This is a genomic window from Bradyrhizobium sp. P5_C11_2, from assembly GCF_054049755.1.
Genome location: NZ_JBFULT010000405.1, coordinates 1 through 6,975 on the forward strand (window position 1 = coordinate 1; position 6,975 = coordinate 6,975).

Annotated in this window: 7 protein-coding genes; 3 read left to right on the forward strand and 4 right to left on the reverse strand. The window is 64.9% G+C overall.

The features are described from left to right. Positions 1–540 (forward strand): NAD(P)/FAD-dependent oxidoreductase (locus tag ACXJL8_RS29140; protein WP_456686032.1); only part of this gene is annotated, 540 nt, incomplete at its 5' end. A 36-nt stretch (positions 541–576) separates the two neighbouring features. Here ACXJL8_RS29140 and ACXJL8_RS29145 read toward each other — a convergent pair. From ACXJL8_RS29145 to ACXJL8_RS29155, 3 genes are read right to left on the reverse strand one after another with little or no spacing between them, the layout of a single operon-like run. Beyond that, the gene (locus ACXJL8_RS29145) at positions 577–1,656 is read right to left on the reverse strand and encodes a D-TA family PLP-dependent enzyme (RefSeq protein ID WP_456618668.1); all 1,080 of its coding nucleotides are present in this window, start codon (positions 1,654–1,656) and stop codon (positions 577–579) included. A 3-nt stretch (positions 1,657–1,659) separates the two neighbouring features. Next, a complete protein-coding gene (locus tag ACXJL8_RS29150; protein ID WP_456618667.1) occupies positions 1,660–3,471 on the reverse strand; it encodes an ABC-F family ATP-binding cassette domain-containing protein in 1,812 nt (603 codons plus the stop codon). 2 nt (positions 3,472–3,473) lie between these two features. After that, positions 3,474–3,983 carry a YaiI/YqxD family protein gene (locus ACXJL8_RS29155; RefSeq protein ID WP_456618666.1) on the reverse strand — a complete coding sequence of 170 codons (510 nt, stop codon included), beginning with the start codon at positions 3,981–3,983 and terminating at the stop codon, positions 3,474–3,476. A 105-nt stretch (positions 3,984–4,088) separates the two neighbouring features. Here ACXJL8_RS29155 and ACXJL8_RS29160 point away from each other — a divergent pair, with 105 nt between their 5' ends. Together ACXJL8_RS29160 and ACXJL8_RS29165 are read left to right on the forward strand one after the other, a co-directional pair. Continuing rightward, positions 4,089–4,889: a hypothetical protein gene (locus ACXJL8_RS29160; RefSeq protein WP_456618665.1), complete on the forward strand. Its 801-nt coding sequence runs from the start codon at positions 4,089–4,091 to the stop codon at positions 4,887–4,889. Continuing rightward, complete coding sequence (locus ACXJL8_RS29165) at positions 4,890–6,332, forward strand: DUF5107 domain-containing protein (protein ID WP_456686033.1); 1,443 nt, start codon at positions 4,890–4,892, stop codon at positions 6,330–6,332. A gap of 57 nt (positions 6,333–6,389) precedes the next feature. On the opposite strand, the gene ACXJL8_RS29170 is transcribed toward ACXJL8_RS29165, so the two are convergent. Then, positions 6,390–6,975: xanthine dehydrogenase family protein molybdopterin-binding subunit (locus tag ACXJL8_RS29170; RefSeq protein ID WP_456686034.1), on the reverse strand; the 586-nt coding region annotated here is incomplete at its 5' end.

Consider the following 6,975-nt stretch of genomic DNA (forward strand, 5'->3'; position numbering starts at 1 on the left):
GAAGCGATGATCACGCGCAGCGGTATCGAAGGCGGTGCGATCTATGCGCTGTCGGCAGAGCTGCGCGAGGCGGTGCTGGGTCTCGGACGGGCGACACTGACGATTGCACTCCGGCCCGACCTCGATGTGGCCGCGCTGACCACGCGTCTGTCGGGCACGCGCGGCAAGCAATCGCTGGCGAACTTCCTGCGCAAGGCGGCGCAACTGTCCCCGGTCGGCATCGGTCTGATGCAAGAAGCGGCCATTGCATCCGGCCGGTCGCTGGCATCGCTGTCGCCCGCGGAACTCGCCCATCTGGTGAACGCAATTCCGATTCAGCTCACCGGCGTCGCCGCGATCGATCGCGCTATCTCGACCGCAGGCGGGATTGCACTCGACGAACTCGATTCCGACTTCATGCTCCGCAAGCTGCCCGCCGTGTTCGCAGCCGGCGAGATGCTGGACTGGGAGGCCCCGACCGGCGGCTATCTGCTGCAGGCGTCGTTCGCGACAGGAGCCGCGGCGGGCAGGGGTGTGTTGCAGTGGCTCAAGCGGTCTTAGAACGCCGTCGCCCTTCGATGCCTCCGCAGCGCGCCCTTACCTCAGCTTTCCCCGTGCCGCCACCGGCAGCGTGCCGATGATCTCCTCGCCGCGCACCATCACCACCTCGTCCATCATGTTGACGACGACGCAGACGTGATTGGGCACGATGCGCACGACGTCGCCGACATTCGGGCGGGTGTTACTGCGGGAGAGGTCGAGGAAGCCGTGCTCCTCGGCGAAGCGCGCGATCTTGGCTTCGGGGTGCTCCAGGATCAGGCCGTGGCCGTCGAGCCCGCCGGTGTCCGTCGTCAGCGTCTTCGAGCCGGCGTCCAGAATGCCGCGTTCGGGTGCGGCGCGGCTGACGACAGTGGAATAGATGTGCAGCGCGCAGTCGTCCCAGGTGGCGGAGCCGGCCGCGACCTGCATGCGGTCGTTGTAGATATAGGTGCCGAAACGATGCTCGGTGCCGCCCTTGAGCTTGCCGATATACTTGAGGTTCGGCGTGCCGCCGGTCGAGACGATGGTGGCCTCCAACCCATGGGCGCGCACGCCGGCCAGTGCTTCGTCGTAAAACTTCTGCGCGTCACCCCAGCCGGTCTCGGTCGGATAAAGCATGAAGCCGGCGAAGTGCAGCCCCTTGGACGCCGCGATCTCGCGCGCCAGCGCAATCGCCTCCGCCGGCGTCTCGACGCCGGCGCGCTTGCGGCCGGTGTCGCATTCGACCACGACCGAGAGCGGGCGGCCCGAGGCGGCGGCTGCCTTGGGCAGGCCGGCGACGACGGTCGAATTGTCCGCGGCCACCGTCATGTTCGCCTTCGCCTGCAGCGCGCCGAGCCGCGCCATCTTCTCCTCGCCCAGCAGATTGTAGCTGATCAGGATGTCGTCGATGCCGGCATTGGCCATGATCTCGGCCTCGCCGAGCTTCTGGCAGGTGATGCCCTTGGCGCCGGCCGCGACCTGCATCTTCGCGATCGTCGGGTTCTTGTGGGTCTTGATATGCGGCCGGCTGGCAATGCCGGCGTCGTCGCAGGCCTTCTGGATGCGCGCGATGTTGCGCTCGACCTTGTCCATGTCGATCACGGCACACGGCGTGCCATATTCACGGGCGATCTTGGCGGCGAGGGGAGTTGTCATGGGTTATGCCTGTTCTATCTCTTCGCGGAGCATTTCCAGTTCGAGCCAGCGCTCTTCGGCGGCGGACAATTCGTCATGCGCCTTGGCGATGGCAGCAGAGGTATCGTCGAATTTTTTGCGATCCTTGGCGTAGAGGTTGGGATCATCGATCACGCGCTGTAACTTGGCGATATCGGCCTGCAATTTTTCCATCTTCTTCGGCAGGGTTTCAAGCGCGTGCTTCTCGTTGAAGCTCAATCGGCGTTTTTGCGCGGCAGCAGGAGCGGTGGACCGGTCCTCTTTCTTCTCAGCGGGGGCTTGCGCCTTCGCCGTCTCGCGCTTGAGGTCGGCGCCGCGCTGCGCCAGCATGTCGCTGTAGCCGCCGGCATATTCGATCCATCTGCCGTCGCCTTCCGGCGCGATCACCGAGGTCACGACGCGGTCGAGGAAATCGCGGTCGTGGCTGATCAGGATCACCGTGCCCTCGTAGTCGCCGAGCATGTCCTCGAGCACGTCGAGGGTTTCCAGGTCGAGATCGTTGGTCGGCTCGTCCAGCACCAGCAGGTTCGACGGTTTTGCCAGCGCGCGCGCCAGCATCAGCCGGCCGCGTTCGCCGCCCGAGAGCACTTCGAGTGGGGTGCCGCGCTGCTCCTGCGCGAACAGAAAGTCCTTCATGTAGCCGACGACGTGCTTCGGCTTGCCGCCGACCATGATCTGGTCGCCGCGGCCGCCAGTCAGCGCCTCCGCCAGCGTCGACTTGGGATCGAGGCTTTCGCGGTGCTGGTCGAGCGTCGCCATCTCCAGATTGGCCCCTAACCGCACGGTGCCGGAGTCGGGCTCCGCCCCGCCGGTCAAAAGATTGACCAGCGTGGTCTTGCCGGCGCCGTTCGGGCCGACGATGCCGAGCCGGTCGCCGCGCTGGATGCGGGTCGAGAAATTGTCGACGATCAAGCGCGCGCCAAACGCCTTGGTGACGCCCTTTGCCTCGATCACCAGCTTGCCGGATTGCTCGGCCTCGGAGGCTGCGAGATTGGCGCTGCCGGCGGTGCCGCGATAGTTGCGGCGCTGGTCGCGCAGCGCATGCAGATTGCCGAGCCGCTTGACGTTGCGCTTGCGCCGGCCGGAGACGCCGTGGCGCAGCCAGTGCTCCTCGTCGACGATCTTGCGGTCGAGCTTGTGCTGGTCGCGCTCTTCTTCCGCCAGCACGTCGTCGCGCCAGGTCTCGAACGAGGCAAAGCCGCGGTCGATCTGCTTGATCCGGCCGCGGTCGAGCCAGGCGGTCGAACGCGACAGATTGGTGAGGAAGCGACGGTCGTGGCTGATCAGCACCAGCGCGCTGCGGCGGCTGTCGAGCTCCTTTTCCAGCCACTCGATGGTGGAGAGATCGAGATGGTTGGTCGGCTCGTCCAGCAGCAGGATGTCGGGAGAGGGCGCCAGCACGCACGCCAGCGCCGCGCGGCGGGCCTCGCCGCCGGAGACGTTTGCGGGGTTCTCGTTGCCGGTCAGCCCGAGCTGCTCCAGCAGATAGCGTGCCTGGTAGGGATCGTCCCCGGGCGCGAGCCCGGCCTCGACATAGGCGAGCGTGGTCTTGTGGTCGCCGAAATCCGGCTCCTGCGGCAGGTAGCGGACCGTGGCGCCCGGCTGCACGAAGCGCGTACCGCCGTCGGACTCGACGATACCGGCCGCGATCTTCAGCAATGTCGACTTGCCGGAGCCGTTGCGGCCGATCAGGCAGACGCGCTCGCCCGCCGCGACATTGAGCTCGACGCCGTTTAGAAGCGGCGTGCCGCCAAAGGTCAGCCGGATGTCTTTGAGTTGAATCAGCGGCGGCGCCATGGTCAGCCTTGACTTGGATTTTGGCTCGTTGCGACCTGGTCGGCGCGGCGGCGCTGGATCCGGCGCAGCGTCTGGTCGAGGGCCGAGAGAAAAGTCGAACGGTCGCGCGGCGCGAACGATCGCGGGCCGCCGGTGACTTCGCCGGCCGAGCGCAAATCGGTCATCAAATTGCGTACCGCCAGCGTCATCCCGATCGATTCTTCCGTGAACGGTTTTCCGTTCGGCGCGATCACGTCGGCGCCGGCCTTCACGCAGCGGCTTGCAAGCGGAATATCCGCGGTGACGACGACGTCGCCGGGACCGGCGCGCTCCGCGATCCAGTCGTCGGCGGCATCCATGCCGGCGCCAGCCGCGATGCGTTCGATCGAGGGATCCTGGGGCACGCGGATGAAATTGCCGGCGACGACGCTCACCGGTACGCCATGCCGGGCCGCGACGCGATAGATCTCGTCCTTCACGGGACAGGCGTCGGCGTCGACATAGATGCGGGTGATGCTTGGGGTGTCAGCCATTGGCGGCGTGGTACCCCATTCGGGCCGCAAAGGCGAGGGGATTGACCGCGTTTCCCTGGGGCCTACGATCGGCCCGGAACCAACAAGAATCCAGGGAAAACCCCCATGCCGAACCGGCTCGAAACCTACCGCGTCGAGGCCCACAACACCGCAAAACAATCCGAAAACAAGATGCATGACGACACGGTGGCGCGCCGCTTCGGCTTCTCCGGCGGGCTGGTCCCGGGCGTCGATGTCTTCGCCTATATGATGCACGTGCCGGTGGCGCGGTGGGGCCGCGATTTCCTCACCCGCGGACTGGTGGAGGCTCGCTTCATCAAGCCGGTCTATGACGGCGAGACGGCCGACGTCGATGCGACCGAGCACAACGGCCTGCTCACGATCGAGGTGTTCAGCCGTACCGAGCTCTGCGCCACCGGGACAGCCTCGCTGCCGGCGGCTGCGCCGGCGGTGGATTTGAGCGACTATCGCGCGGTCCCCGCGGTCGCCATGCGCAAGCCGGTCAGCCCGGCGACGTTCGAGACCGGCAAATGGCTTGGCACAGAGCCGCGCCGATGGATCGGGCAGGCCGCCGCGGACTATCTCGCCGATATCAGGGAAACCGATCCGATCTTCGCACGCGAGGGGCTTGGCCATCCCGGCCTGATCCAGCGGGTCATGAACCGCGTGCTCGTCGACAACACCATTCTGGGCCCGTGGATTCATGCCGGCAGCCGCATGCATCTGCTGTCGGCCGCACATGCCGGCGACGAGATCACCGCGCGGGCAAAAGTCACCGCGAACTACGAGAAAAAGGGCCACCGCTTCGTCGAGCTCGACGCGCTGGTCGTCGCCAACGGCACGACGCCGCTGGCGCACTGCCAGCATACTGCGATCTACCAGCCGCGCGAGCAGGCGGCGGCCTGAATGCCAGTTGAGGTCTCCTTGCGTGCCCTCGTTTGTTTTGGAATAGCACTCCTTTTGTCGCTCCATGCGCTTTGCGCCGTGCATGCCGCCGCACCGGTGCCCGATAGTGTGTCGCTCAGCGAGCAGACGACGACGTGGAGCGCCGTCAAGTTCGCCGTCGATGCGGACAATGGCTTTGTCAGCGGGTCGCTCAACAAAAGCATGATCGTCGAACGCAGTTTCAAATCCTACGTGCTTGAGAATCGATATCTGAGGGTAACGCTCGTGCCCGAATTCGGAGGGCGTATTCTTTCCATGGTCTACAAGCCGACCGGCCACGAGCAGCTTTATCGAACGGAAGTCGGAGTGCCTTACGGCATGAAGGCCGGAAATTTCTACTACGACTGGCTGATGGTGTACGGCGGAATCTTTCCCACGTTCCCGGATGCCGAGCACGGCAAGACGTGGCTGAAGCCGTGGGCTTTCCGGGTGGTGAAGGAGGGCGCCGACGAAGTCACGGTCGTGATGTCGTTCCGGGATGACTTCGACTATTCCGCGCGGCCGAGCAAGTTCAGGGGCGCGACCGGCATCGAGGCGAATTACTACGTCACGCTAAAGGCCGATCGTGCCGCACTCGATGCGCGCGTGGTGCTGAAGAATCCGAACGACGAGGCTGTCCAATATGAGTATTGGACGTGCACGACGCTCGCTCCGGGATCGGAGCCGAAAAATCCCAGGGCAACGGGCGGCGCCGAAATCATCGCGCCGATCCGAACTTTCACGACGCCTGCCTGGTCGACCAGTCTGGCAGACGGCGACGAGAGCGCGGGCATGGGCAGGCGGCGCTTCGAAAACCTGCGCTACTTCAAGAACTGGCGAACGATGGGCATCGCCTATGCTGCACCAGATATGCAGGGCGGAAATTTCTGGGGCGTCATCAACCATGACAATGCAGAAGGAATTATTCGCATTGCGGACAATACCCTCACGCGGGGCTTGAAAATGTGGACGTGGGGGTTTCCGTCGCTCACCGGCGAAACCGATGCCCGGAAGGATCCGAACGAGTGGCGGCCGTATGTCGAATTATGGGCGGGCATGTCAGACCAGTTTTTCCACAGCGCAGACTTTCCCGCACGCAGTGAGGTGTCGATTCCGGAAACCTACAGCCCCACCGTCGGCATGAGCAACGTGACGCATGCGAACGAGAAAATCCTGATCAATTTCTCGGCCGAGGCGTCTCGCGCCGTTCTCGAGTTCTTCAGCGTCGAACCGGCCATCCCGTTGCTTGTCACGTTGAAACAGGGTGACACGGCTCTGTTCAGCGGGGTCGTGAGCGCCGATCCGAACAACGGAAATCGCATTTCGGCAGCGATTGCCGACGGCCGCAGCGGGGAAAAGATACGGCTAACGATCACGACGACGGAGGGAAAGGAGTTGATCGCCGCCGAAACGGCGATCAAGTGATCTCTTTCGGAATGCCGGTCGAAGCCCCCGGCGTTATCACGATCGCGAAACTCCCCCTTACGCCGTCCCCTTCGCATCCTGGATCGCGCGCCACACCCGCTCCGGCGTCAGCGGCATGTCGATGTGCTTGATGCCGTAGTCGGAGAGCGCATCGACCACCGCATTCACCACCGTGGACATGCTGCCGGCGCAGCCGGCTTCGCCGCAGCCCTTGGTGCCCAAGGGATTGCTCTTGGCCGGTACGGGGTGGTCGCCGACCGTCATGTTCGGAACGTCCTCCGCGCGCGGCAGCGCGTAGTCCATCAGCGAGCCCGTGATCGGCTGGCCGCTCTCGTCGTAGCGGACCTGCTCCATCAGCGCTTGTCCAATGCCCTGGACGACGCCGCCATGGAGCTGGCCTGCGACCAGCATCGGGTTGATCACCGTGCCGAAATCGTTCACCGCGCTGTAGCGCACGATCTGCACCACGCCGGTATCAGGGTCGATCTCGACCTCGGCGACGTGGCAGCCGTTCGGGAACGCCGAGGGCACCGGCTCGCTGGTGTGATCGACGTCGAGCGTCTCGGGTACGCCGTCCGGCACCTTGCCGTCATGCAGCTTCTTGGCGAGCTCCATGATGTCGAGGCTGCGGTCGGTGCCGGCG